Here is a 23,542-nt window from a genome sequence, read left to right as displayed (position 1 = left end):
GTGGGGTCAGCCCAGCGGCTTGTCCAGGACCGCCTTGAGGTGGCTGAACGTGGCCAGCGACCAGTGACCGTGGTAGTTGCCCATGCCGCTCTCGCCCACCCCGCCGAACGGGAGGTCGGAGACGGTCAGATGGGCCACGGGAAGGCCGAACGTGAGACCGCCCGAGGAGGTCTCCTCGGTGAGGCGTTCCCGCGTGGTCCGCGACTCGGTGAAGGCGTACAGCGCCAACGGCTTGTCCCGGTCGCCGATGAACGCGATGGCCTCGTCCAGCCCGGCCACCTCGACCACCGGCAGGATCGGCCCGAAGATCTCCTCGGCCATCACGGGGGAGTCCGGGGACACGTCGGCCAGGACCGTGGGGGCGATGTAGCGCGCCGCGCGGTCGTGGTCGCCGCCGACCACCGTGCGGCCCGACGCCAGCAGGCCCGTGAGGCGGTCGAAGTGACGGTCGTTGATGATGCGGCCGTACGCGGGGGAGGCGGCCGGGTCGTCCCCGTACAGCGTGTGCACGGCGTCGGCGAGGGCCTTCTCCAGCTCCCGGGCCGTCTCGGGGTCGGTGAGCACGTAGTCGGGGGCGACGCAGGTCTGGCCCGCGTTCATGAATTTCGTCGACGCCAGCCGGGCGGCCACGACGGCCAGGTCCGTGCCGCGGTCGACGAACGCCGGTGACTTGCCGCCGAGTTCCAGTGTCACCGGGGTGAGGTGCTCGGCGGCGGCACGCATCACGATCCGGCCGACCGTCCCGTTGCCGGTGTAGAAGATGTGGTCGAAGCGCTGCGCCAACAGCTCCGTCGTCTCGGGGACGCCGCCCTCCACCACCGCGACCGCGTCGGTGTCCACGTACAGCGGCAGCAGCTCGGCCACGGCCCTCGACGTGGCCGGGGCCAGTTCGCTGGGCTTGGCGAGGACGCAGTTGCCCGCGGCCAGCGCGCCGACGACGGGGGCCAGCAGCAGTTGCAGCGGGTAGTTCCACGGGGCGATGACCAGGACCACGCCCAGCGGATCCAGCACGGTGTGCGCGGTGGCCGGGCTCAGCCGCTCGGGAACCTCCACCGGCCGGGGGCGGAGCCACTCCGCGAGGTTGTCCAGCGTGTGGTCGATCTCCCGCACGACGAAGTCGATCTCGGTGCGGTAGGCCTCCTCGCGCCCCTTCCCGAGGTCCGCGTGGAGCGCGGCGGCCAGCTCCTCCCCGCGTTCCTTCAGCAGGGCGCGCACCGCCCGGAGCTGCGTCGTGCGCCAGGAGAGCGACTTGGTGCGACCGGACGCGAAGCCGGCGCGAAGCCGCTCGACGGTGTCTGCGGGCTGCTCCGGGGGGTGGTTCGACATGGGGGTTGACTCCTGAGGGAAGGCCAGGCCGGGCGTTGCCGTCACCGGACGTGCGGATGTGCGGCGATCGTCGGGCGGGCGTGCCCCTCCAGGGGAGGGCGACACCCGCGTCGATCGATGTATATAGCAACTAGTGTGGCCGGATTATTCCGCTCCAAACGCGGACTTCCCCGGGCGGGTCGGCTGCGGTCACGGGCGCCAAGCGCGCCGAGGTCGCCGCACCGCCCTCGCTCACGACCTGCCGGCGTCGGATTCCAGGGCGGCCTTGAGATTGCGCAGGGTGACGCGGATGTTCCGGCGCTGGAAGTCGGCGAATGTGTGCCCGCCCGTTGCGATCTTGTCGAAGACGTTCGCGACGAGATCCGGCCACGAGCGGCGGTCGTCGGTCCAGGTCTCCGTCACCTTCGTCCCCTCGGGGACCGCCTCGAACCGGTACTCCCAGGTGGCGATGGGGCCGCGCAGGCGCGGCCGCTTCAGCCCGATGGAGTGGACCCGGAAGCGGAACAGCTCGTCCTGGTCCGCCGCCGTCACGGTGCAGCGCGTGGTCCAGCGGAAGGCGCCGCGCTTGTTGTGTCCGTCGAAGACCGTCCCGACCGGTACGGGGCCCGGCTCGCGGGTGAGGGTGGCACCCAGGTTCTCGGGGCTCCAGCGGCCCATGAGAGAGGGGTCGCACACGTGCCGGTACACCGTTGACGGGCTGGCCTCGACGATGACGCTGTCGGAAACGCTGAGCAGGCGGGTCATGGAACTCCAATCCTCGGAGGCGACGTTACCGCCTGGTAGCCGGGGTGGACGAGGTGCCCCCGGCCGGGGGGTTTCAGCCGGCCGTGCGGACCGGGAAGGTGAACGCGTAGCCGTGCTCCGTGAACCACGGCAGGAGCGTGCGCAGGGCCTCCACCGTCTCGCCACGGTCGCCGCCCCCGTCGTGGAACAGCACGGTCGGCTCCGCGGGCAGCCCGTTCTCCACCGTGGCCACGATCGCGGGCGTGCCGGGCCGGCTCCAGTCCTTCGGGTCCACGCTCCAGCCCAGCGGGCGCATCCCGTGCTCCGCCGCGATCCGCCGGCCGGCCGGGGAGAAGGCGCCGCCCGGTGCGCGGTAGTAGTCGACGGTCGCCCCCGGGGCCGCCTTCTCGATCATGTCCTCGGCGTCGAGGATCTGCCGCTCCTGATAGGCGACGGGCTTCCTGTCCATGGTCATGTCGTGGCTGACGGAGTGGTCGCACAACCGGTGTCCGTCCGCCACCACCTGCCGGACGAGATCGGGGTACTTCTCGGCGTTCGTTCCGATCATGCAGAACGTGGCCTTGACCCCGTACCCCTTCAGCACGTCCAGGACCTGCGGCGTCCAGACCGGGTCGGGTCCGTCGTCGATCGTGATCGCGACGTCGCGTGCGCCGCCGTCCGCGGTCCGGGCGATCGAGAGCGGCACCGTCGCCGCGGCGGGCGCCGTCCGGGCCTGCGGTGTCGAGGGCCGCGTGGTGGCGGAGGCCTCCGTGGCGCAGCACAGGGAGGCGAGGGTGAGGGCCGTCGCCGTGAGGGCGATCCCGGCCGTGCGGCGGGTGTCCGGCAAGCTGCTGATTCTCATGAAACCGCTCTTCACTGGTGACGGGACGGCGCCCCCGGGAGCCGGGGGCACCATCCCAGGCTAGGAACCGCGGGCCGCACCCGGCCTCATTCCTTCGGCCATTTCCGGTACCTGTCCGCCGCCGCGCCCCTGCGGCACCCGCCGGCCTGAACTCGCCGTCCATCAGCCTTGTTTACACGCTCACAGCGGGATTCGCACGGCCTTAACCTGTCGCGCATGCCCTTGTTCCGCAGAGCGAAGAAGGCCGCGGTCCCCGCCGACACCGGGCTGCCCGTCCCGCCGTGGTGTCCCTGGTTCGGGCCCGCCGAATGGCAGTCCTTCCTGGCCCTCCTCAACGGCCTCTTCCTCGACGGCGAAGGCTCCGACCAGCCGATGCGGTTCGGCGCCGAGCAGCACCTGCAACTCGGCATCGGCAGCGGGATCCCGCTGGACCTGGCGGAGCTGGCCCTCCTGGTGCGGCCGCTGCCCCGGGCGCAGTGGCGCGAAGCCGCCGTGGGGCACCTGAACGGGCTGCTGGAACTCGGCGACCGCCGCAGGGCCCTGCACGAGGCGGGCTACGAGGAGGTCCGTCCGCTGCTGCTGCCGCGGGTCGTGCCCGCCCGTACCGTCGCCGAGGACTTCGCCCTGGTCAGACCGCTGACCGAGGACCTGGCCGTGGTCCTGGTGGTCCGGGTGGACGGCGACCGCTCGTCGCCCGTGCCGGCCTCACAGTTCCGTGCCTGGAACGTCGACGGGGACGAGGTGTGGGCGCTGGCCGAACGGAACCTCGCCGCCGAACCCGTCGCACGGGACGACAGCGGCGCGGCCAACCCCATGGTCTCGGTGACCTGCGAGACCGGCTTCACCTGCACCCACCTGCTGCGGGCCGGCGACCTCCTGGGCCGTCCCGCCCCCCTGGGCATCCTCGCGATGGTGCCGCACGAGGGGTTCCTGTACTTCCAGGCCGTGGACGGCCCCGATCTGCACTCCCAGCTCGTCGGCTATTCGACGGTCACCCTCGACAACTGGGAGAAGGCCCCGCCGGAACAGCGGCTCAGCCCGAAGGTGCTGTGGATCCACGAGGGCGGCATCGAGGCCGTGGGCGTGGAACCCGCCCCGGCCGGCAGCGGACGCCCCGGGGTGATCACCGGGTCCGCCTCCTTCATCGCCATGCTGTCGTCGTTCCGCCCGCCGCACCCGGAGCGCTGACCACTCCCGGCCCGGTGACGGGCTGGGACACTGGGCTCGTGTCGTTCTCCCGTGAACCGATCCGCAGCGAGCCGCCCGTCTCCTCGACGCGTGCGCTGTTGACGCAGTCCTGGCTCGACCTCGCCTTCCTGCACTGGCCGGCAGACCCGGCGGACGTGGCTCCGCTGCTGCCGCCCGGGACCGTCCCCGACACCCTCGACGGCGTCACGTACGTCGGCCTCATCGCCTTCCGGATGGACCGCGTCGGCTGGCTGGGGCTGCCCGGCGTCCCGTACCTCGGGTCCTTCCCGGAGACGAACGTGCGCCTGTACTCGGTGGACGCCCGGGGACGACGAGGGGTCGTCTTCCGCTCCCTGGACGCCTCGCGCCTGGTGTCGGTGGCGGTCGCCCGGACCGTGTTCCGGCTGCCCTACCAGTGGTCGCGGATGTCCCTCGACCGTACCGGTGACGTCCTCACGTACACGGGTGTGCGCAGGTGGCCCGGCCCGCGGGGCGCGCACTCGCGGATCGCCGTCCGTGTCGGGGAGCCCATCGACGAGCCCACGGAGTTGGAACACTTCCTCACCGCCCGCTGGTGCCTGCACAACGACTTCCCCGGCGGTCCGCTGCACCTGCCGAACACCCACCCCCGCTGGCCCCTGCACCGTGCGGAACTGCTCGAATGCCGGGAGGACCTGATCGCCGCGGCCGGTCTGCCCGCCCCGGTCGGTGACCCGGTCAGCGTCCTGTACTCACCCGGGGTCCCGGTCCGCTTCGGGCGCCCGGGCCGCATCGCGGCGGGCTAGGTCGCCTCTTTCGGATCTGCCGGTCAAGCCCGCGCGGTCGGGGCCGCGGCGCGCCCGCCCCGCGCCGGGTTCAGGACGCGGACGGCGAGGGCGCCGTGGGTGGGTGGCGCAGGAGGTACAGGCCCGTCGCGGCGGCCAGTACCGTCGCGCACACGGTGAACGTCAGCCCGGCACCCACCAGTCCGAGCCACAGCGTCAACGCGCCCACGCCCACCACCGGGAGCGAGATGCCCGTGTACGCCACCACGAAGAACGAGGAGATCGTGCCGCCCCGGTGCGCGGGCGGCGCCGCGTCACTCACGGCCGTGAGCCCCGCGCGGAAGGCCATCCCCTGCCCCAGCCCCCCGCACACCGCTCCCGCCACCAGCAGCGGCATCGACTCGGTCCACAGCGAGGCGCCGACCAGCAGGAGACCGCCCACCAGGACGAGGCAGCCCAGCGGCAGCGCCCGCCCTACGGGCATGCGCCCCACCAGGACCTGACCGATCGTCGAGCCGAGGAACACGGTGAAGACCACCAGACCGGCCGTGGCGTGGTTGGTCACGCCCAGGGTCTCGGACACGAAGCTCGGCGCGATCGAGGTGAACAGTCCGAGCAGCGCGAACCCGGCGAACGCCGCGAGCGCGCACGGCACGAAGACGCCGCGGATGTCCGGTGGAACGGACAGACCCTGCGGCCTCAGGGGAGGCAGGCGTCGGGGGTGCTCGACCGTCTCGGGCAGCAGCAGCACGATGGCGCACGCGAAGGACAGCAGGACGAGATGGGCCAGGAACGGCAGGACCAGCGGCAGTGGCGCGTACTCGGCCAACAGCCCGGCCAGCAGCGGACCGCAGCCCAGGCCGCCCATGTTGGCCGCGGTCGCGGCCAGTCCCGCGCGCCTCTTGCGCTCGGGGGGCGCCAGTTCCAGGACGGTGACCGTACCCACGCCGCTGAGCAGACCCGCCGAGAACCCGGACAGCACCCGGCCCGCGAACAGCAGCGGGAGGCCGCCCTCCAGCAGGAAGCAGCCCGCGCTCAGCGCCGACAGCCCCAACGCGTACAGCAGTACGGGCCGGCGGCCCGCCTCGTCGGAGTAGTTGCCGGCGACGAGCAACGTGACGATGACCCCGACGGCGTAGGCGGCGAAGACCAGCGTCACCATCAGCTCGGAGAAGCCGAGTTCCTGCCGGTACAGCCCGTAGAGGGGAGTGGGGAGCGTCGTGCCGGCCATGCCGATGGCGAACACCGCCGCCGCGCTCAGGTATCCGAGCCGCCGCCGGTCGTGTCCACGGGCCGGACTGATCTTCGCTGCCATGGGGCACACAGTAGAGCGCCGACCGCGAAAGCCCGGGCGCCCCCGGCGCGCATGTCGGCGGGCGGCGGGGGCAAGCGGTGAACACAGCCTTAATCGGAGCCGCATGGCGGAGGTGTCGAGGGTGACAGGTGCGAAGGTTCTCGAGTTTTTCCCCGCCGGTGGTCCGCGCGGAAGCTGGCCCGCCGAGGAATCCGCGGCGCGTCGCCGCGCCCACGGCGAGGCGGTGCGCGTCGTGATGGACCTGGACCAGGACGCCTTCCTCGTGGTGGCCCAGGACCAGGACGCGGGCGCCCTGACGGGCTGATTCCCTGCGCGGGAAGCTCACTTCGCGCGTTGGCCGGCCCCCTCGCCGCCGGCCGGTCCGGACGGACCGCCGCCTCCTGTGCGTTCGGCGACCACGCCCGGTCACGCCACACCCTCCACCTCGGCCCGGCCGGCGCGTCGGCCCTCGGGCAACGGATGCCCCGACAGGGCGCCCGCGCCCGCGGCCACCGGTTTCGGCGCCAACACGATCACCGAATCCTCCGCACCCAACCGGATCCGCTCCCGCTTGTCCGGGTTGATCCGGACGCCGTACGAGGGGCCCTGCGCGCCGACCTCGTGGAGCCGGAACCCGATGACACAGTGCCCCTGCCTGAGACCGGACTCCACCACCGTCGCGAAGGTGACCTCCCGGTCGGGCAGCACGTATCCCGTCGCGGGCTTCAGATGAAGGGTGTCACCGCCCACCGTGAACAGGCCGTCGAAGACGTCGGCCAGGTACGGGTTCTCTGCGATCTGCGTCATCAACAGGCTGATGAGCCGCCCGCCGACGATGAAGTCGGCCCCTTCCCGCGCGGGCGCGAGAAGGCGGTTGCGGTCGTCGGTCATCTCGGTCACGACGGCCAGTTCACGCCCGGAGGCCTCCTCCAGCGCACGCAGGTGCAGCAGGGTCACCAGGGTCCTGTCGTCACCGCAGAGACTCCCGGGCGCGGTGGACACCTCGTCGTACCCGAGGACGATGGCCCGGTCGAACGAGAGCACGTCCAGCTCGTCGAGGTTCCGCGGGTCGGTGATGTCGCCGCTGTGCACGGTCACGCGCATGCGGCGCCCCGGTAACCGCGCGCACCGCCCGGCCTCCTCCAGCGGTCCCTCGCCCTCCGCCATCACGACGAGGGTCGAACCGTCGGGGACACACCGGTCGAGTTGGGCCACGACGAGCGGAGCACGGTGGTTCCACCCGAGCAGCAGGAACCGCTCCGGGGGCCACGTCGTCGTGCGCGGCACCACGATCGCCTCCTCGTCCACGGTGGGCGGCCGCTCCGCCCTGGTCGCGGTGTCGTCGTCCTCGGTGATCAGCACGATCCGTTCGTCCGCGCCGAGCACGCGGTCGGCGGGCGGATTGAGTTCCACGCCGCCCGCACCGCGCAGGATGCCGATGACGCTGGAGGTGTCGTACGCGAGCAGCAGGTCACCGAAGGTCCGTCCGACCAGGGCGGGTTCGTCGACCATGTAGATCTCGTCGCCGTCGAAGTCCAGCAACTCCTGGTAGACGAGGGAGAGCCCGGGCCGGCACGAGGCCTGGGCGATGAGGCGGGCGGTGATGTCCTCGATGTTCAGCACCCGGCCGTGGGCCCCCGCGGCCAGGTCCGCTGCCCGTTGGTGGCGCCCGTCGCGCACCGCCGCGACGACGGAGGGGCGCCCCCGCCCGCGCACCGCCGCCTCCAGCGCCAGCAGCGTCTTCACCACGTGGGCGTCACCGTCCTCGCCCTCGTGGGTCAGGACCAGGACGGCGCGCGCGGTCTCGGGGCTGACCAGGGAGATGACCGCAGGATCGGTGGTCACGCCGCTGCGACAGATCAGCCGGGTGTGACCGAGGCGGCCGAGCGCGGTGTCGATCTCGTCCTCCATCTCCGCCTTGTCCCTCGGCCCCAGGACGGCGATGACGGCCCTGCGCTGATTGGAGTTGGCGACGGTCAGTTCCGAGACGATCGGGAAGACCTGGTCCGACCAGCCGAGCAGCACGGTGTGCCCCGACTCCAGGACGGTGGACCGGCCGCGTCGCAGGGCCAGCACCTTGTCGTTGAGGCCGGTGGTGATCAGGCTGACGAGGGTGGAGACGAACAACAGCGCCACCAGGGCCAGCAGGACCGAGATGACGACGTACAGGGGGCTGCCGACGGCGCCCCCGATCTTCAGGGTCTGGCCGACGCTCACCCAGACGGCGACGAGCTGCCCCGACCAGGTGGTCGGCGCGTCCTGGTCGGCCCAGACCAGCGCGATGCTGGCCGGGACCACGATGGCCAGACACATGAGGGTGAGCCAGCCGATGAGCAGCGCGGACCCGCGCGCCACGATGGTGTCGAACCAATAGCGGGTACGCGGCCAGGCGGGGTCGGCGCGTTGTTCCGTCGTCCTGCGACCTGTCAACCGGGGTTCCTCGGTCAGCTGTCGGTGCCGGGTGCGCGTCGTGTGCACGACTGCCCGGCATCGGTGGTTTTGTACAGGATGCAGGCTAGTGCGCCCGCTCGACGCGAACGGAGCGCCGACGCGGGATCCGCCCATCGCGTGACGTGTCGATCTTGAGTTCGGGCCCGGCACGCGGCGGGGTCCGGGGGCGCGTAGGAACGGCCACGAGGGGCATGAGCGCCCCGTGGCATCGAACACTTCCCCCACGGCTCCCCGCACCACCCCGGCGATCCAGGGGAACGGCGCCCTCGCGCTCGCCGTGCGCACCCGCTCCGCCCTGCGCGACACCGCGGTGCGCGTGTGGGACGACAACGTCGCCGACTACGCCGCGGCCCTCACCTACTACGCGGTGCTGGCCCTCGTGCCCGCCCTGCTCGTCTCGGTCTCCCTGGTGGGGCTGGCCGGCCCGGGCACCCGCGAGCGCCTCATCCTCGACCTCACCTCCTACGCCCCGCCCCAGTCCGCGGCCACGCTCCGCGAGGTCCTCGACTCCCTGACCGCGGACCCGTCCTCCATGTGGCTGCTGCTCGCGAGCGGGATCGTCAGCGCCCTGTGGTCGGCGTCCAGTTACCTCGCGGTCTTCCGCCGCGCGCTGCACGCGATGTACCGACTCCCCGACACGCGACCGCCCCTGCGCGCCGCCCACGTCCTCGTCCTCACCGCCGCCCTGCTGCTGGGCCTGCTGGTGACCGGCGCGGCCAGTCTCGTCGCCTCGGGCCCCTTCGCCCGCCGCCTCGCGGCCGCCGCGGGCTACGAGGGCGTGGACACCATGGCTGTGCTGCGCTGGCCGACCCTGCTCGTCATCGCCATCTCGCTCATCCTGATCCTCTTCCGCACCGGCCCGGCGCGCGCCCGGGGAACCCGCCGCGGCCTTCCGGGCGGCGCTCTGGCGGCCGTCCTCTGGTTGTCCGCCTCGGCGCTCTTCACGCTCTACACCGAGTTCGGCACCTACAGCCGGCTCTACGGTTCGCTCGCGGGGATCGTGGTGTTCCTCATCTGGCTCTGGTTCACCAACCTCGCGCTGCTCACCGGCGCCCAGTTCAACGCGGTCCTGGCCCGTGACACGCCGCGGACGGAACCCGAGGTGTCCTGACCGCCCGAGGCGCGCCGCGGCCGGCGGGGTCGTGTCCGCGCGGGTGGCGGATCGTTTGGGTGGGCATGGCTCCGAAGCACTCCACAATCACCGGCACGGCTCGGCACCGCGGCGCGGACGACGGTGTCCTGGCCACGCGCGTTCCCCGGCAGGCGATCCGTACCGGCGCCGACGGGGCGCCCCTGTACGAGGAACTCGCCCGGGAGTGGACCGCGCGCGGCGCCACCGTACCGGGCGAACCTGACCCCCTCTGGCAACGGCTCGTCTCCTGGGACCACCTCCAGCGCGAGATCGCCGCCACGGTCCGGGACCTCCACCTGCGGGGAGCCGACCCCGCGCCCGCACCCCTGCCTCCGGGCGGCGGGGCGCGGCGACGCCTGTGCTGACCGCGTCCGAGGGCCGCGCGGGGCGCGAGGGACTCCCGGGGCGTACGCGGGGGACCAGGAAGGGCTCAGGGGCCCATCCGTACGAGAGGCTCCCGGGGGCCGTCAGCGCCGCCGGGCGGATGATCACGAACCCGGGCACGGTTGTCGAGGGTGCCCGGCGCGGTTTCACGAGTGTCGGGGTGCGGCCCCCGTCGCGACCCTGATGGCCAAGGCCGCACCCCGTACCCACGAACGTACCCCGAATCGGCCGGCGTGTGCGTTCAAGGTGCGTTCACCCACGTCAGAGCCGGGCCGGGCGCTCCGCGTCCGGCGGACCGGAACCGGCGGGCGGATCTTCGCTAGCGTGTCGGCCGGAACCCTCTGGAGGACGCATGAGCGCACGGCCCGAGTACGCGCCCGCCCTGCCACCGGCACCCGCCCCCACGGCGGCGGCCGAACTGCTCGGCCGTATCCGAGCCGACCGCAACGCGGAGCGGTGGGCGCCCGCCTTCGAACGTGACTGGGCCCAGGCCCTGGAGTACGCCCGCCACAGCTACAGCCTCGCCCCGCTGCACGACGTGGTCCGCACCTGGCAGGTCCGCCTGACCGCCGCCCCGGCCGTCGACGCCTTCCTGGCCTCGGACAGGGACGACGGCGACGGCACCGCGCTGGAAGACCTCTTCGGACCCCGGCGGTGAACGGTTGGCCGGTCCGGCTGTCCCCGCACGCGGCGAAGGCGCTGGCGGGACTTCCCGAGTACGCGGTGGAGATCGTCCGTGACGTCCTCGACATCGCCTCCCGCGACCCCTGGTCGTTCCCGGCCTTCGACAACCGGGACCCCGAGGGGGAGGACGTCCGCTCCGCGACGATCGGACAGCTCGCCGCCGTGTACTTCGTCAACAGGTCCGCGGGCCGCCTCTACGTCATCGACGTCGTCTGGCTCGGCTGACCGCACCGAGCTCCGTCGGCCGTCTTGCCCAGCCCTCCGGGGCCGAAACGGTCGCAGGTTTGCGGGATTGTAACGATCGCGAGGGCGACTCGCAGGCGAAATGCAGAAGTTACAGCCTCGTTATAAACGGCTTCGCTGGGATGACATGTCGTGATTCGGCACGATATGAAGATCATCAACGAGGTGTATCGGAGAGGTTCTCCGCGCCCGCACCAATAACATGCCGACCCTCCATCCGGAAGCTTGTGGACCCATGCATTTTTTTCTCGTGCTGGGTAACTTGCGTCGGCATGACCACTGCACATGCAGACCTGGACCGCAGCCGAAGCGGCTACCTGGAACTTCCCCAGGAGTTGCGCCTCGACAGCCCGGACGTGGAAGACGGAGCTTCCCTCTGGCGTATCGCTCGTGACTCGAAGACCTTGGACCTGAACTCCTCGTACAGCTACCTCCTGTGGTGCCGTGACTTCGCCGGCTCCTCGGTGGTCGCCCGTGACGAGAGCGGACGGGCCGTCGGGTTCGTCAGCGGATACCGCCGGCCCGAGGCCCCCGACACCCTGTTCGTGTGGCAGGTCGCCGTCGACGAGTCCCGGCGGGGACAGGGCGTGGCCGGAGCGCTGCTCGACGGCCTGTCCGTCCGCGAGGCCGCGAAGCGGCCCCTGCGCTGTGTCGAGACGACCATCACGCCCGACAACGCCGCCTCGGAGCGACTGTTCGCCGCGTACGCCGCACGCCACGGCGCGCGGCTGACCCGCGAGGTGCTCTTCGCGCCCGGCGACTTCCCCGAGGTCGACGCGCACGCTCCCGAGGTCCTGCACCGCATCGGGCCGCTGGCCTTCTGACCCTTCCCGGGCCCGGTTCCTCCCACCGTTCCACGACACCCCCACGTGGCCGGCCGCGTCGCCGATCCGTTGCCGCGCCGCGCCACGTCGCACCCCCGCACGCCGCACGTCGCACATTCACAAGGAGATTTCGTTGACCATCACCGAGCCGCTTCTGAGTGTTTTCGAGACCGTCGAGTCCGAGGTCCGCAGCTACTGCCGTGCCTGGCCGACCGTCTTCGAGAAGGCGAGCGGCAGCCGACTGTACGACGAGCGGGGGCGTGACTACCTCGACTTCTTCGCCGGAGCCGGGTCGCTCAACTACGGACACAACAACCCCGTGCTGAAGCGTGCCCTGCTGGACTACATCGAGCGGGACGGCATCACGCACGCCCTGGACATGTCGACCACCGCCAAACGGGCCTTCCTCGAGACCTTCCAGTCCAAGATCCTGGCCCCGCGCAGCCTCCCGTACAAGGTCATGTTCCCGGGCCCGACGGGCACCAACGCCGTCGAGGCCGCGCTGAAGCTCGCGCGGAAGGCCAAGGGACGCGAAGCGGTGGTCTCCTTCACCAACGCCTTCCACGGGATGTCCCTCGGCTCGCTCGCCGTGACCGGCAACGCCTTCAAGCGCGCCGGCGCCGGTGTCCCCCTGGTCCACACCACGCCCATGCCCTTCGACAACTACCTGGGCGGCCAGACGCCGGACTTCATCTGGTTCGAGCGGCTGCTGGAGGACCAGGGGTCCGGGCTGAACCACCCCGCCGCCGTGATCGTGGAGACCATCCAGGGCGAGGGCGGCGTGAACGTCGCCCGCCCCGAGTGGCTGCGACAGCTGGCGGACCTGTGCCGGCGCCGCGACATGCTGCTCATCGTCGACGACGTCCAGATGGGTTGCGGCCGCACCGGCGAGTTCTTCTCCTTCGAGGAAGCGGGCATCACCCCGGACATCGTGACGCTGTCCAAGTCCATCAGCGGTTACGGACTGCCCATGTCGCTCTGCCTGTTCAAGCCGGAACTGGACATCTGGGAGCCCGGCGAACACAACGGCACCTTCCGCGGCAACAACCCCGCCTTCGTCACGGCCACCGCCGCCCTGGACACGTTCTGGCACGACGGCGGCCTGCGGGACCGCACCCTCCTCCAGGGCGCGCGCATCGAGCAGACGCTGAGTGAGATCTGCGCCGAGGACGGGCGTCCGGGAACCACCCACCGGGGCAGGGGCATGGTGTGGGGCCTGGAGTTCGAGGACAGCACCCGGGCGACCGCCGTCTGCCGGCAGGCCTACGAACACGGCCTCCTCGTCGAGACCTCCGGTCCCGAGAGCGAGGTGGTCAAGCTCCTGCCGCCGCTCACGCTGACCCCCGCCGAACTCGAAGAGGGTCTGGAAATCCTGACGCGCTCCGTCCGCGAGACGGCCTGACCACCACGCGCGTCGCATGTGAAGAGAGGTGAACGAAGAATGATCGTCCGTTCTTTCAAGGACATCGAGGGGACCGACCGGCACGTGAAGGCCGCGTCCGGGACCTGGGAGAGCAAGCGCATCGTGCTCGCGCGCGAGCGCGTCGGCTTCTCCCTGCACGAGACCGTGCTCTACGCCGGCACCGAGACGTCGATGTGGTACGCGAACCACGTCGAGGCCGTCGTGTGCACCGAGGGCGAGGCCGAACTCACCGACGAGGAGACGGGCGAGAAGTACCTCATCACGCCCGGAACCATGTACCTGCTGGACGGCCACGAACGGCACACCCTGCGGGTCGCACGGGACTTCCGCTGTCTGTGCGTCTTCAACCCGCCCGTCACCGGGCGCGAGGACCACGACGAGAACGGCGTCTACCCGCTGCTCACCGAGCCGCACAGCGCCTGAGGCAGCCCGAGAAGACGAGAGGAGAGGCAGGCAACATCATGATCACCACAACCGCGCGCACTGTGGACACGTATCCGACCCGGGGCCCCGAGGAGGTTCTGATCGGCCGTCAGGACCCCGTCGTCTGGTCGGCGTCCGGGACCCCGGGGCCGCTGTGGGGGCATGAGCTGGAGACTTTCGAGCGGCAGGGCTTCCACCCGGTGGACCAGCTCATCACCCCCGAGGAAGTCGATGTCTACCGGACCGAACTGGACCGCCTCGTCGCCGACCCGGCGATACGGGCGGATGAACGGTCCATCATCGAGCCGGCCTCGGACGAGGTCCGCTCGGTGTTCGAGGTACACCGGATCAGCGCGGCCTTCGCGCGACTCGCCGCCGATCCACGGGTGGTGGGCGTCGCCCGACAGATCCTCGGGTCGGACGTGTACGTGCACCAGTCCCGGATCAACGTGAAGCCCGGCTTCGGCGCACGCGGCTTCTACTGGCACTCCGACTTCGAGACCTGGCACGCGGAGGACGGACTCCCGCGCATGCGGACGGTCTCGGTGTCGATCGCGCTGACGCCGAACTACCCCACCAACGGCGGCCTCATGATCATGCCGGGCTCCCACCGGACCTTCCTGGGCTGCGCCGGCGAGACGCCCAAGGACAACTACAAGCGGTCCCTGCAGATGCAGGACGCGGGCATCCCCTCGCAGGAAGCGCTCACGAAGTTCTCGGAGGCCTGCGGCATCAGGCTCTTCACCGGCCAGGCCGGCTCGGCCACCTGGTTCGACTGCAACGCGATGCACGGCTCCGGGGACAACATCACCCCCTACCCGCGCAGCAACGTCTTCTTCGTGTTCAACAGTGTGGAGAACGCGCCGGAGGAGCCCTTCGCGGCTCCCGTCCGCCGCCCCGAGTTCATCGCCGCGCGGGACGTCGTCCCGGTGCGCTGACCCCTCGGCGGGCCCGCCCGCACGTGTGACCTCACGGGGAACACCTCGCCGATCGGCGTGGTGTTCCCCGCACTCGTGCGCCGCGATCACCCTCCTGCCCTCTTGCGCGACCGCCGGTGAGCGGCTTTGGTGGCACGGGTTGCCACAGAAGGCCGACGGAAGGCTGGGTCCCATGGCGGACAGCACGCGCATCGACGCCCGGCGGGGCGAGAACCGTTCGCCACGCAAGGCGAGTTGGCGCCACATCGGCCCCGGCATCGTCGTCGCGGCGACGGGCGTCGGCGCCGGTGACCTCGTCGCGACACTCATCGCGGGCGGCAAGTTCGGCTACACCCTGCTGTGGGCGGCCGTCATCGGCTGCCTGGTCAAGGTCTCCCTCGCCGAGGCGGTGGGCCGCTGGCACCTGGCCACCGGCCGGACCCTCTTCGACGGCTGGCGCAGCCTCGGACCCTGGACCACCTTCTACTTCGTCGGCTACGTGGTCGTCTGGGGGTTCGTCTACGGCGCCGCCGCGATGTCCTCCAGCGCCCTTCCGCTGGCCGCGCTGTTCCCCGACGTCATGGACCTGAAGGGCTGGGCCCTGCTGTGCGGCCTGGTCGGACTGGTCTTCGTCTGGTTCAACCGCTACGCCGTCTTCGAGAAGGTCATGACCGTCCTGGTCGGCGTGATGTTCCTCGTCACGGTCTACCTCGCGATCCGGGTCACCCCCCACCTCGACGAGGCCCTCGCCGGCCTCGTGCCCGTCCTCCCGGACGGTTCGCTGATCTACACGCTCGGCCTGATCGGTGGCGTCGGCGGCACCATCACGCTCGCCGCGTACGGCTACTGGGTCAACGCCAAGGGGTGGACCGACACGGGCTGGATGAAGGTGATGCGGCTCGACAATCGCGTCGCCTACGGCACCACCGGCATCTTCGTCGTGGCAATGCTCTTCGTGGGCGCGGAGCTCCTGTACTCCTCCGGCGCCGCGCTCACCAAGGGGGACAAGGGACTGCTGGACCTCAGCGGCATCCTGGAGCAGCGCTACGGGAGCGCCACCGCCAAGCTCTTCCTGGTGGGATTCTTCGCCACCTCGTTCACCTCGCTGATCGGGGTGTGGCACGGAGTCAGCCTGATGTTCGCCGACTTCACGAGCAAGTACCGGCCCTCCCTCGTCCCGGCCGGAACGGACCGCGAGAAGTCCCTGCCCTTCCGGGCGTACCTGCTCTGGCTCACCTTCCCGCCCATCAGCCTGCTGTTCCTGGACCAGCCCTTCGGGCTCGTCATCGTCTACGGGGTGATCGGCGCGTTCTTCATGCCGTTCCTGGCCCTCACCCTGCTGTGGTTGCTCAACTCCAGCCGTACGCCCGCCGATTGGCGCAACGGCGCGCTGAGCAACGCGATGCTCGCGGGCGCCGGGCTGCTGTTCGTGGTCCTGTGCGTCCAGCAGGTGCGCGAGCTGCCCTGGTAGCCACACCGACCACCGCGTCGCCGCCCCGGTGGCGGTAGGTGTCAGGGGTGCGTCGCGTGGTCGTAGGCGCCGATGATCCGCTCCAGGAAGGCGGCCACGGTGACCTGCTCCTCGGGTGTGAGGTTCGAGGCGGCGGCGGTGACTCCCTGGATGAGGGGGGAGACGTACGCGTAGGAGCGGGCCTCCCAGTCGTCGGCGGGGGTGACGATCACCTTGCGACGGTCCGTGGGATGGGGTCGGCGGGTGGCGTGGTCGGCCGCCACGAGCCGGTCGATGACCAGCGTCATTGCCGCGGTGGAGGTGCCCAGCGCCCGGGCGAGGTCGGTGGGGGAGGTCGGGCCGACGCTGACGAGGTGGCCCATGACCGTCAGCCCCGCCGAGTCCGTGTGCAGCTCACGCCCCAGGTACCTCTCGAAACGCTGCTGGCGCAAGGTCATGTTCCGCAGTTGCTCGCGGAGCGCGCCATGCTCCTGCCCCATGGGCTCGGACTCCTGCGGGAGAACTTCTCGGGCGCCGAACTCGCCAGGGTCTTCGGCATCTTCGGGCTCGTCGTGGGACTGGGCGGCATCATCGGCCCGGTCCTCGGCGGCGCACTCATCTCGGCCGACCTCTTCGGCCTCGGCCGGCGGCTGGTGTTCCTGGTCAACCTCCCCATCGGCATCGCCGCGCTCGTCGTCGCCGCCAAGGTGGTCCCGAGGAAGCCGGGCGATCGGGCCGTCCTCCAGGTCGGCCCGCTCGTACAGCTCGGGGGAGCGGCGCTGCTCTGGTACGAGCTGGGGAGGGTGGGGACGGCCTTCTCGCTCGGGGACATCGCCCCGGGCGTGGCGGTCGCGGGCATCGGCTCCGGCATGGTGATCGCGGCCCTGTTCAGCTTCATCCTGGCCGCGGTGGACGACGACGAGATCGGCTCCGCGTCCGGCGTCCTGTCGGCCGTTCAGTCCATCGGCGGCTCCATCGGAGTGGCCGTCTTCGGATCGCTCTTCTTCGACAGGGCGGGGACCGGTGACTTCACCACGGGGTTCCGGCACGCACTCGTCGCCCAGGCCTGCCTGTTGGTGGCGTTCCTGGCCGTCACGTTCCTGCTCCCGAAGAAGGGGCGCCCGGAGATCGAACAGCACGAGGAACCCGCCGTCGCGGTCCCCGCTCCCTGACGGACGCTACGTGTCGCCCGGGGGATCCGGGGGAGCCGCCCACAGGTGCCGCAGCGTGGTGAGGACGAGGGCGCACACCTCGTCCGGGTCGGCGCCGGCCAGCGGCTCGCGGGCCACGACCGTCCGCATCAGGCCGATGCCGAGCAACCAGGCCATCGCCAGATCGGCGCGCAGGGCACCGTCCGGCGCGCCGGACAGCGATGCCAGCGCCCGCTGGTACTCCGCGCCCAGCTCACGCAGGGTCCCGGCCGCGTCCTCACCGCGGCCCACCGACCGCAGGTACACCTCCAGGGAACGGTCGCCCGTGCCGGCGGCGCTGCTCGTGAGCATGGAGCGCAGCGCGGTCTCGAACAGCTCCTCCGGCGGGGTGGCCCGTACCTGCTCCAGGCCGCCCCGGGCGAGCACCTCGGCGAGCAGCCCCTGTTTGGAACCGAAGTAGCGGAACAGCAACGCCTGGTTCGAGCCGGCCACCTCCGCGATGTCGCGGACGGTGGCCCGCTCGTACCCCCGCTCGGCGAACAGGTCGCGCGCCGCGTCGAGTATCCGGCGGCGGGTGGCCGAGGCGTCGCGGCGGCGCCCGCCCGCTCGCGCGCTCGTGGCTTCGTCCATCGTCGCTGTCCTCGCTCCGCCGTCTCTTCGTCGCTCCCCGTCGTGCGCCGGCGTGTTCCCGCGCGCGCCGGCCGTCCGCGGGCGGCCTGTCAGGATAACGACGCCGAGGCCCCGTTGACCGTCCGGAGGGACCGTCCTACGTTTGTAAGCAGTCGCTTACATCTGGAGGCCGCGATGCCCGCACCGGACACCGACACCACCGCACCCCTGGCCTACCCCTTCAACTCCGCCGAGGGGCTCCGACTCGCCGACGCCTACGAGCAGGTCCGGGAGCGTCCCGGACTCTTACGCGTCCAACTGCCCTACGGCGAGAGCGCCTGGTTGGTCACCCGCTACGCCGATGCCCGGCTCGTCCTCGGAGACCGGCGCTTCAGCCGCGCCGAGGGCGCCCGCCACGACGAACCCCGCCAGTCCGAGGGGCGATCCGACAGCGGCATCCTCGCCATGGACCCGCCCGACCACACCCGACTGCGCTCCCTGGTGGCCCGCGCGTTCACCGTGCACCAGGTGGAGAAGCTCCGGCCCCGGGTACGCGAACTCGCCGCGGAACTCCTCGACGACCTGGAGGCGGCCGGCCCTCCCGCCGACCTCGTGGACCGGTTCGCGCTCCCCCTGCCCGTCGCCGTGATCTGCCGGATGCTCGGGGTCCCCGAGGAGGACCGACCCCGCTTCCGGGTCTGGAGCGACGCCGCGCTGTCGACCAGCTCCCTCAGCGCCGCCGAGTTCGAGGTCAACCGCGAGGAACTGCGCGACTACATGCGCACCCTGATCCACCACCACCGTGCCCGGCCGCGGGACGACCTGATGACGGCCCTCATCGAGGCCCGGGACGGATCCGACCGGCTCTCCGAGCTGGAACTGGTCGACCTGTGCGTGGGCATCCTGGTCGCGGGCCACGAGACCACCGCCTCGCAGATCCCCAACTTCACCCTCACCCTGCTGGAGCACCCGGAACAACTCGCCCTGCTGCGTTCGCGCCCCGAACTCGTCGCCAACGCCGTCGAGGAACTGCTGCGCTTCGTCCCGCTGGGCAGCGGCGCCAGTCAGCCGCGCTACGCCACCGAGGACGTGGAGGTCGGCGGCACCCTGGTGCGGGCCGGCACCCCGGTGCTGGTCGCCACCGGCGCCGCCAACCGCGACGCGCTGCGGTTCAGCGCCCCGGGCGTCCTGGACATCACCCGCGACGGCGTCCCCCACCTCGGCTTCGGCCACGGAGTCCACCACTGCCTGGGCGCCCCGCTGGCCCGCCTCGAACTCCAGGAGGCACTGGCCGCGCTCGTCACCCGATTCCCCGGTCTGCGCCTCGCGGGTGATGTGACGTGGAAGTCGCAGATGCTGGTCAGGGGCCCGCGTGTGATGCCGGTCGGGTGGTGAGCGCCATGCCCGGGAAGTGGACCGTACGCGCGGACCGACAGCTGTGCATGGGCTCGGGGATGTGCGCCGCCGTCGCCCCCGAGGTGTTCGCCCTGGAGGACGAGCACGCCTCGGTGCGCCGGCCGGAGACGGACGAGGACGCGCGGGTGCTGGACGCGGCGGACATCTGCCCGGCCCAGGCCATCACGGTGCGGGAGGCGGGAACGGTGATCGCCCCGCGCCCGTAGGCCGGGTCACGACCGTCGGGTGGCCGGTAGGCCCCGGGGCGAGGGTGTTCAGTGGCCGGCGGCGACCTTGACCAGGGCGACCGCCGTTCCGATGATCGCGTCCAGGACCCCGGCCAGTACGGCGAGGACCGTACCGGCCCCCATGCGGATGCCCCCGTAACACCCCCAGGTGAACAGGCCGGCGACGTTCACCGCGGCCGCGATCAGCAGCGCGGACTCCACGGTGACGGCGGTGAGCGCCGCCACGGCGAGGAGGGTGAGGGGGCCCGCCGCGGACAGCAACAGGGGGCTGCTGACGGACAACATGTGGCGCAGCTCGCGGCCGGTGGCGAAGCGGCCGTGGACGACGCGGTGGGCCTGTTGGTCAGCGACCAGGGCGGCCAGCCACAGGCCGACGGCGGTCGTGAGGATCGTGGCCGCCGCTTCGGCCGTGTCGGTGTGGCCGAAGCCGGCGAGCCCGACCACCACCGAGATCATGGTGATCGTCGCGTACAGGCGCTCCTTGAGCCGCGCGGCGGCGAGCAACGGTTCGTCGTCGAGGGCCTTGTCGGGTGCGGGACCGTGAGCGGGGGACCCGGCCGCAGGGGTCTCGTCGTGGGCCATGGTCCACACCGTAGGGGCGGTCGGCCGTCCTGACCGGCAGGTGGGGCGGGGATCCGCGCCGTGTCCGACGCGTCCGGCGTGCGCCCCCCGACGTCGGCCTCGATGTCGTATTTCTGTGTCGGCCAGGACAGAAAGAGCGGATAGCTGCGGGGAGTCTTTCTCGCCTCCCTGGAGGGTCGGGATTCGCGGCCGATTTTGTCGTAGTCAGGGCGTGCTACTGTGATTTCAGTTGCAGTTGTGGTTCCCAAACTTCGAGGGTGCTCATCGGTCGTTCAGACCGGTGAGGGTGCTTTTGTGTTTCCGGCATTTTCCGGACGGGAAGATCATGCGGCGACTCGAAATCCGCAGGGTGTGGATTTCTGGGCTGTGCCCCGAAGGAGATTGACATGGCTAATGGCACCGTGAAGTGGTTCAACGCGGAAAAGGGCTTCGGCTTCATCGAGCAGGAGGGTGGCGGACCGGACGTGTTCGCCCACTACTCGAACATCGCCTCCCAGGGCTTCCGTGAGCTCCAGGAAGGCCAGAAGGTCAGCTTCGACATCGCGCAGGGCCAGAAGGGCCCGACGGCCGAGAACATCGTCACGGCCTGACGTTCGCGATCACGCGTGGGCCGGGGCCCGCACCTTCGGGTGCGGGCCCCGGCTTTTCGCGTTCGCGCGCGCACGTGAGGGAAAACGGCCTGTGGGCGGCCCCGACTCGGTCGGGGCCGCCCACAGGCCGTTTTCGGATCCGGGCGTTCCCGGATTCCGAGGAGGTCAGTGCTTGAAGGTGTCCTTGACCTTCTCCTTGGCCTCTCGGGCATCGCCCTTGGCCTGGTCCGCCCGGCCTTCGGCGGTGAGACGCTCGTTGCCGACCGTGCGGCCCGCGGCTTCCTTGACCTTGCCCTTGGCCTGCTCGGTCTTGGCCTGGGTCTTCTCTTCAGCCGACACAACCATCACTCCCCAACATTGAGAAAGTCTCTTGCCTCGGTTCGTGTGACCGGTTCTCGGGTGCTCAAACGGGGTGAGTCTGAACGGATGTCGGGCGAGCGGGGTGGACAGGGGGGGACATCGACTTCCCGCCTGGGGCGATAAAAAACAAATAAGTTTTGTGTGCATGGTCGGGCGGGGTGCGGGCAGTCGGCGTTTCGGAGGTTGATAACCATGGTTCCCCTGCTTCTCGTTCTTCTGCTCGCTCTGATTCTCTTCGGTGCCGGTTTCGCGGTGAAGATCCTCTGGTGGGTCGCCATCGCGGTACTGGTGCTGTGGCTGGTGGGCTTCGTGGCCCGCCCGAAGGGTGGGAGTGGCCGCTGGTACCGCTGGTAGCCACGCTCGTCCATGCACGACGGTGGGGCCCGCTCCTCGACGAGGAGCGGGCCCCACCGTCGTGTTCGGCGGACACAGTGAGCCGGGAGCGGTGGCTTCCGGCGAACGGTGTTGAATTCTCTCGGGGCCCCGGTGCCACATGGCGTCGGGGCCTTGACGCGTTCCCGTCCGATGAGGTGGAAGTGACAGCAGAGAACCCGCTCGATCGTCTCGACGACGACGACTACCCCGCCTACACCATGGGCAGGGCCGCCGAGATGCTCGGAACCACGGCCGGCTTCCTCCGCGCGATCGGCGAGGCCCGCCTGATCACCCCGCTGCGTTCGGAGGGCGGTCACCGCCGGTACTCCCGCTACCAGCTGCGGATCGCCGCCCGTGCCCGAGAACTGGTGGACGGCGGAATGGCCATCGACGCCGCCTGCCGGATCGTCATCCTCGAAGACCAGCTCGAAGAGGCCCAGCGCCTCAACGCGGAGTACCGAAAGGCCGCGGCGCAGTCGCCGGCCGACCCCGACCCCCGCGATGCCGGCCAGGGTTCCGGTCGCGACCGGAACCCCGACCCCGGACGCTGAGCCGCCCGGCGATCCCGAGGCCCGATCCGATCCCCCTGCCAGGTGACGGGCCCCGGGCCCGACGTCCCCGATCGGTCGAGGAGTCCGTGGCAGCATCGGCCCCATGCGTTACCGATACGCCACCGAGGCCGACGCTCCCGCCATGGCCGCGCTCTTCTCCGCCAACCACCACGACGCCCTGACGGCAGAGCAACGCCGCGCCCAGGGGTTCGTACAGGGGGCCTTCGACGAGGCGGCGCTGCGTGCCATGGCCGGGAACGGGGAGTTGCTGGTCGCCGACGAGGAGGGCCGGCTCGCCGGTCTCCTCGCGCTCTCCGTGGCGACGGACCTGCCCGACCCGCCGCCTCCCGTCCTCGGTCTGCTCGCCGCCCAGGACGTACTGGAGTGGCGCGGACGCCCCCTGAGCGGCGTGCGCTGGTTGCTCTACGGGCCCGTCGTGGTCGATGCGGCGTTCCGCGGGCGCGGGGTGGCGCGGGGACTGTTCGCGAACGCCGTCGCCGAGGCCTCCGGACGCGCCGAGGCCGTCGTCGCCTTCATCGAGGAGGGCAACGAACCGTCGTGGCGGGTGCACGTCGACGGCTTCGGGATGACCCCGCTCGGCACCTACGAGGCGGGCGGACGCACCTACCACGCCATCGCGGCCCCGGCGGACGGCCGTTCCTGATCGGCGCCGCGGCCGTGTCGACCTCCCGCCCGGATGCCCCGTACGCCACGCCGAGGGAATCCGGCGGATCGATTCGCCTGGCGGGCCGCTCCTAGGGTCGGTTACCGAATCCCCCACGGAAGGTACCGATCCGCCTATGAAGCTCCGTCACACCGCCGCCGCAGCCCTCGCCTCCCTCGCCCTGATCCTGACGATGCCGGGTTCGGCCTCGGCCGCCGTGGGCGATTTCCACTACAAGTACGTCGACGAGTACGGCAAGGAGCAGCGCGTCGTCCTGCCGTGAAGCCCAGACCGGGGCCGGTCGGCAGGGACAGGGCGGCGCAGGCGTCGGCGAACCGCCGGGCACGTGCCCGGTCCCACAGGGGAGCGTCGGCCACCACCGTCACCCGCCACCCCTGGTTGGCGTCGACCCCGATCCGGATCCGGTCGCCGAAGGCCTTCGTCACGGCCTCGACCTGCGCGACGTCCTCCTCCGCGGAATCGGCGTGCACGCGGAGCTTGACGCTCTCGAACCCCTCGTCGACGCGCCGGGCCACCTCCTCGATGTCGGTGGGGTCCAGGCCCAGCAGGTACGGCCCCAGCAGATCGCCGAGCCCGCGGCGTTCGCGCCCCATCGCCGGCCCGGCCGACCAGCCCTCCACACCGTCGTCCGTCACGAGACGCAGCAGGTCGAACCGGTTGTGGGTCTGGGGAAGGCCGGGGACCCAGGCGGGACGGAACGGCGTCGGCAGCGGTACCGCGACGTGGTACAGCTCGATGCGTGACAGGACGGGCACGGTGATCCTCTCGGTGTGCGGCCCGACCCTAAGTGGTCTGCGTCGTAAATCCTTCGGGGGTTGACGTCGGGCTTGGCGTGCGCTTGCCCGTGTCAGGTGTCGAGACCGGTGAGGTGGAGGTGGCAGGCGGTGTCGAGTGCGTCCTCGGGGGTG

At 71.2% G+C, this 23,542-nt stretch carries 29 protein-coding genes and 2 pseudogenes; 21 read left to right on the top strand and 10 right to left on the bottom strand.

Annotated elements, in window-relative coordinates; all coding sequences use genetic code 11:
• Nucleotides 1-6: 6 nt before the first annotated feature.
• The 3 genes from OTB19_RS18065 to OTB19_RS18055 all read right to left on the bottom strand — a co-directional run bounded on the left by OTB19_RS18065 (nucleotide 7) and on the right by OTB19_RS18055 (nucleotide 2,911).
• Complete coding sequence (locus tag OTB19_RS18065) at nucleotides 7-1,326, bottom strand: aldehyde dehydrogenase family protein (RefSeq protein WP_267799302.1); 1,320 nt, start codon at nucleotides 1,324-1,326, stop codon at nucleotides 7-9.
• 231 nt (nucleotides 1,327-1,557) lie between these two features.
• Nucleotides 1,558-2,070 (bottom strand): SRPBCC family protein, encoded by a 513-nt coding sequence (locus OTB19_RS18060; protein WP_267799301.1) that lies wholly within the window; start codon nucleotides 2,068-2,070, stop codon nucleotides 1,558-1,560.
• 73 nt (nucleotides 2,071-2,143) lie between these two features.
• Nucleotides 2,144-2,911, bottom strand: a complete 768-nt coding sequence (locus OTB19_RS18055) for a polysaccharide deacetylase family protein (protein ID WP_267799300.1) — start codon at nucleotides 2,909-2,911, stop codon at nucleotides 2,144-2,146.
• Between the two features lie 216 nt (nucleotides 2,912-3,127).
• Here OTB19_RS18055 and OTB19_RS18050 point away from each other — a divergent pair, with 216 nt between their 5' ends.
• On the top strand, nucleotides 3,128-4,099 hold the full coding sequence (locus OTB19_RS18050; RefSeq protein WP_267799299.1) for a hypothetical protein: 972 nt from the start codon (nucleotides 3,128-3,130) through the stop codon (nucleotides 4,097-4,099).
• A 38-nt stretch (nucleotides 4,100-4,137) separates the two neighbouring features.
• Nucleotides 4,138-4,884 carry a YqjF family protein gene (locus tag OTB19_RS18045; RefSeq protein ID WP_267799298.1) on the top strand — a complete coding sequence of 249 codons (747 nt, stop codon included), beginning with the start codon at nucleotides 4,138-4,140 and terminating at the stop codon, nucleotides 4,882-4,884.
• A 70-nt stretch (nucleotides 4,885-4,954) separates the two neighbouring features.
• Here OTB19_RS18045 and OTB19_RS18040 read toward each other — a convergent pair whose 3' ends face one another.
• Nucleotides 4,955-6,178: an MFS transporter gene (locus OTB19_RS18040; protein WP_267799297.1), complete on the bottom strand. Its 1,224-nt coding sequence runs from the start codon at nucleotides 6,176-6,178 to the stop codon at nucleotides 4,955-4,957.
• A 121-nt stretch (nucleotides 6,179-6,299) separates the two neighbouring features.
• Between OTB19_RS18040 and OTB19_RS18035 the strand changes: the two genes are divergently transcribed.
• The gene (locus tag OTB19_RS18035; protein WP_385646057.1) at nucleotides 6,300-6,482 is read left to right on the top strand and encodes a hypothetical protein; all 183 of its coding nucleotides are present in this window, start codon (nucleotides 6,300-6,302) and stop codon (nucleotides 6,480-6,482) included.
• A gap of 101 nt (nucleotides 6,483-6,583) precedes the next feature.
• Here OTB19_RS18035 and OTB19_RS18030 read toward each other — a convergent pair whose 3' ends face one another.
• Nucleotides 6,584-8,587, bottom strand: coding sequence for a CASTOR/POLLUX-related putative ion channel (locus OTB19_RS18030; protein ID WP_267799295.1), 2,004 nt, complete (start codon nucleotides 8,585-8,587; stop codon nucleotides 6,584-6,586).
• Between the two features lie 223 nt (nucleotides 8,588-8,810).
• Here OTB19_RS18030 and OTB19_RS18025 point away from each other — a divergent pair, with 223 nt between their 5' ends.
• The 9 genes from OTB19_RS18025 to OTB19_RS17985 all read left to right on the top strand — a co-directional run bounded on the left by OTB19_RS18025 (nucleotide 8,811) and on the right by OTB19_RS17985 (nucleotide 16,109).
• Nucleotides 8,811-9,719, top strand: a complete 909-nt coding sequence (locus OTB19_RS18025) for a YihY/virulence factor BrkB family protein (RefSeq protein ID WP_267799294.1) — start codon at nucleotides 8,811-8,813, stop codon at nucleotides 9,717-9,719.
• Nucleotides 9,720-9,784: 65 nt separating this feature from the next.
• On the top strand, nucleotides 9,785-10,105 hold the full coding sequence (locus tag OTB19_RS18020; RefSeq protein ID WP_267799293.1) for a hypothetical protein: 321 nt from the start codon (nucleotides 9,785-9,787) through the stop codon (nucleotides 10,103-10,105).
• Nucleotides 10,106-10,476: 371 nt separating this feature from the next.
• Nucleotides 10,477-10,782 carry a DUF6247 family protein gene (locus tag OTB19_RS18015; RefSeq protein WP_267799292.1) on the top strand — a complete coding sequence of 102 codons (306 nt, stop codon included), beginning with the start codon at nucleotides 10,477-10,479 and terminating at the stop codon, nucleotides 10,780-10,782.
• Nucleotides 10,779-11,033 carry a hypothetical protein gene (locus OTB19_RS18010; protein ID WP_267799291.1) on the top strand — a complete coding sequence of 85 codons (255 nt, stop codon included), beginning with the start codon at nucleotides 10,779-10,781 and terminating at the stop codon, nucleotides 11,031-11,033. Before OTB19_RS18015 ends, OTB19_RS18010 begins: the two co-directional genes overlap by 4 nt.
• Before the next feature lie 290 nt (nucleotides 11,034-11,323).
• Nucleotides 11,324-11,875 carry a diaminobutyrate acetyltransferase gene (gene ectA, locus OTB19_RS18005; protein WP_267799290.1) on the top strand — a complete coding sequence of 184 codons (552 nt, stop codon included), beginning with the start codon at nucleotides 11,324-11,326 and terminating at the stop codon, nucleotides 11,873-11,875.
• Nucleotides 11,876-12,008: 133 nt separating this feature from the next.
• Entirely contained in the window at nucleotides 12,009-13,277 is a 1,269-nt protein-coding gene (ectB, locus tag OTB19_RS18000) for a diaminobutyrate--2-oxoglutarate transaminase (RefSeq protein WP_267799289.1), read from the top strand.
• A 39-nt stretch (nucleotides 13,278-13,316) separates the two neighbouring features.
• Nucleotides 13,317-13,721: an ectoine synthase gene (locus tag OTB19_RS17995; protein ID WP_267799288.1), complete on the top strand. Its 405-nt coding sequence runs from the start codon at nucleotides 13,317-13,319 to the stop codon at nucleotides 13,719-13,721.
• 38 nt (nucleotides 13,722-13,759) lie between these two features.
• Nucleotides 13,760-14,659: an ectoine hydroxylase gene (thpD, locus tag OTB19_RS17990; RefSeq protein ID WP_267799287.1), complete on the top strand. Its 900-nt coding sequence runs from the start codon at nucleotides 13,760-13,762 to the stop codon at nucleotides 14,657-14,659.
• A gap of 172 nt (nucleotides 14,660-14,831) precedes the next feature.
• Nucleotides 14,832-16,109, top strand: coding sequence for an Nramp family divalent metal transporter (locus OTB19_RS17985; RefSeq protein WP_267799286.1), 1,278 nt, complete (start codon nucleotides 14,832-14,834; stop codon nucleotides 16,107-16,109).
• 41 nt (nucleotides 16,110-16,150) lie between these two features.
• On the opposite strand, the gene OTB19_RS17980 is transcribed toward OTB19_RS17985, so the two are convergent.
• Nucleotides 16,151-16,588 (bottom strand): MarR family winged helix-turn-helix transcriptional regulator, encoded by a 438-nt coding sequence (locus OTB19_RS17980; RefSeq protein ID WP_267799285.1) that lies wholly within the window; start codon nucleotides 16,586-16,588, stop codon nucleotides 16,151-16,153.
• Here OTB19_RS17980 and OTB19_RS17975 point away from each other — a divergent pair.
• A pseudogene (locus OTB19_RS17975) lies at nucleotides 16,571-17,260 on the top strand (MFS transporter); the annotation flags it as partial. The gene OTB19_RS17980 and the pseudogene OTB19_RS17975 sit on opposite strands and share 18 nt — an antisense overlap.
• A 6-nt stretch (nucleotides 17,261-17,266) precedes the next feature.
• On the opposite strand, the gene OTB19_RS17970 reads toward OTB19_RS17975, so the two are convergent.
• Entirely contained in the window at nucleotides 17,267-17,869 is a 603-nt protein-coding gene (locus tag OTB19_RS17970; protein ID WP_267799284.1) for a TetR/AcrR family transcriptional regulator, read from the bottom strand.
• Between the two features lie 174 nt (nucleotides 17,870-18,043).
• On the opposite strand from OTB19_RS17970, the gene OTB19_RS17965 reads away from it, so the two are divergent.
• On the top strand, nucleotides 18,044-19,243 hold the full coding sequence (locus OTB19_RS17965) for a cytochrome P450 (protein ID WP_267799283.1): 1,200 nt from the start codon (nucleotides 18,044-18,046) through the stop codon (nucleotides 19,241-19,243).
• A gap of 5 nt (nucleotides 19,244-19,248) precedes the next feature.
• Nucleotides 19,249-19,470: a ferredoxin gene (locus OTB19_RS17960; RefSeq protein ID WP_267799282.1), complete on the top strand. Its 222-nt coding sequence runs from the start codon at nucleotides 19,249-19,251 to the stop codon at nucleotides 19,468-19,470.
• 48 nt (nucleotides 19,471-19,518) lie between these two features.
• Here OTB19_RS17960 and OTB19_RS17955 read toward each other — a convergent pair whose 3' ends face one another.
• Nucleotides 19,519-20,073 carry a hypothetical protein gene (locus OTB19_RS17955; protein WP_267799281.1) on the bottom strand — a complete coding sequence of 185 codons (555 nt, stop codon included), beginning with the start codon at nucleotides 20,071-20,073 and terminating at the stop codon, nucleotides 19,519-19,521.
• A 386-nt stretch (nucleotides 20,074-20,459) separates the two neighbouring features.
• On the opposite strand from OTB19_RS17955, the gene OTB19_RS17950 reads away from it, so the two are divergent.
• The gene (locus OTB19_RS17950; RefSeq protein ID WP_053678014.1) at nucleotides 20,460-20,663 is read left to right on the top strand and encodes a cold-shock protein; all 204 of its coding nucleotides are present in this window, start codon (nucleotides 20,460-20,462) and stop codon (nucleotides 20,661-20,663) included.
• Nucleotides 20,664-20,828: 165 nt separating this feature from the next.
• Here the strand turns inward: OTB19_RS17950 and OTB19_RS17945 are convergent, their stop codons facing one another.
• Nucleotides 20,829-21,002, bottom strand: a complete 174-nt coding sequence (locus OTB19_RS17945; RefSeq protein ID WP_266973353.1) for a CsbD family protein — start codon at nucleotides 21,000-21,002, stop codon at nucleotides 20,829-20,831.
• A 213-nt stretch (nucleotides 21,003-21,215) separates the two neighbouring features.
• On the opposite strand from OTB19_RS17945, the gene OTB19_RS17940 reads away from it, so the two are divergent.
• From OTB19_RS17940 to OTB19_RS17925, 4 genes are all read left to right on the top strand, one after another.
• Complete coding sequence (locus tag OTB19_RS17940) at nucleotides 21,216-21,377, top strand: hypothetical protein (RefSeq protein ID WP_053676175.1); 162 nt, start codon at nucleotides 21,216-21,218, stop codon at nucleotides 21,375-21,377.
• Nucleotides 21,378-21,559: 182 nt separating this feature from the next.
• Nucleotides 21,560-21,949 (top strand): MerR family transcriptional regulator, encoded by a 390-nt coding sequence (locus OTB19_RS17935; protein ID WP_267799280.1) that lies wholly within the window; start codon nucleotides 21,560-21,562, stop codon nucleotides 21,947-21,949.
• Nucleotides 21,950-22,052: 103 nt separating this feature from the next.
• Complete coding sequence (locus OTB19_RS17930) at nucleotides 22,053-22,613, top strand: GNAT family N-acetyltransferase (protein ID WP_267799279.1); 561 nt, start codon at nucleotides 22,053-22,055, stop codon at nucleotides 22,611-22,613.
• A 136-nt stretch (nucleotides 22,614-22,749) separates the two neighbouring features.
• Nucleotides 22,750-22,896 carry a hypothetical protein gene (locus tag OTB19_RS17925; protein WP_267799278.1) on the top strand — a complete coding sequence of 49 codons (147 nt, stop codon included), beginning with the start codon at nucleotides 22,750-22,752 and terminating at the stop codon, nucleotides 22,894-22,896.
• 88 nt (nucleotides 22,897-22,984) lie between these two features.
• Here the strand turns inward: OTB19_RS17925 and OTB19_RS43645 are convergent.
• Nucleotides 22,985-23,104: pseudogene (locus OTB19_RS43645) on the bottom strand (enolase C-terminal domain-like protein); the annotation flags it as partial.
• Here OTB19_RS43645 and OTB19_RS17920 point away from each other — a divergent pair.
• Nucleotides 23,099-23,377 carry a hypothetical protein gene (locus tag OTB19_RS17920; protein WP_267799277.1) on the top strand — a complete coding sequence of 93 codons (279 nt, stop codon included), beginning with the start codon at nucleotides 23,099-23,101 and terminating at the stop codon, nucleotides 23,375-23,377. The pseudogene OTB19_RS43645 and the gene OTB19_RS17920 sit on opposite strands and share 6 nt — an antisense overlap.
• Nucleotides 23,378-23,542: the final 165 nt, after the last annotated feature.

Source organism: Streptomyces sp. H27-H5 (assembly GCF_026627505.1).
GTDB lineage: Bacteria > Actinomycetota > Actinomycetes > Streptomycetales > Streptomycetaceae > Streptomyces.
This window is presented reverse-complemented; position numbering and strand designations above follow the sequence as displayed.